The sequence below is a fragment of the Neisseria sp. P0009.S007 genome (assembly GCF_051962515.1).
The window spans coordinates 1-298 of record NZ_JBQCVF010001034.1; the positions used below are offsets into that span (position 1 = coordinate 1).

Consider the following 298-nt stretch of genomic DNA (forward strand, 5'->3'; position numbering starts at 1 on the left):
TGCAGAACAAACGTTTCAGGCTGTCCAGTGGGTCGGAAAAACCGACCGGGCTGTCTTCTTCGTTTATTTCTTGTTCGTCGCCACTGAGTCGGGCCAATTCTTGGCGCCACTTTTGCTCTTGTTTCTGGCGCCACCAGAACAAGCCGGCTATGACAGCCAGCAGAATTAAAGCCAATATTGTCCACAGCATGCGTCCATCCCCTTAATTAAACGGCAAAGTCCGTTATTCTAACGCTTTGTTCGGGTAAACAAAACCAGCCGAAACAAGCTTTAACGGCAAAGGCAGACAGGATTGTCA

1 protein-coding gene is annotated in these 298 nt (G+C 49.0%); it reads right to left on the reverse strand.

Annotation, left to right across the window (positions count from 1 at the left end; genetic code table 11):
- The coding region (locus ACTHS3_RS17640) for a hypothetical protein (RefSeq protein WP_440368717.1) at positions 1-190 on the reverse strand (190 nt) is incomplete at its 3' end.
- Positions 191-298: the final 108 nt, after the last annotated feature.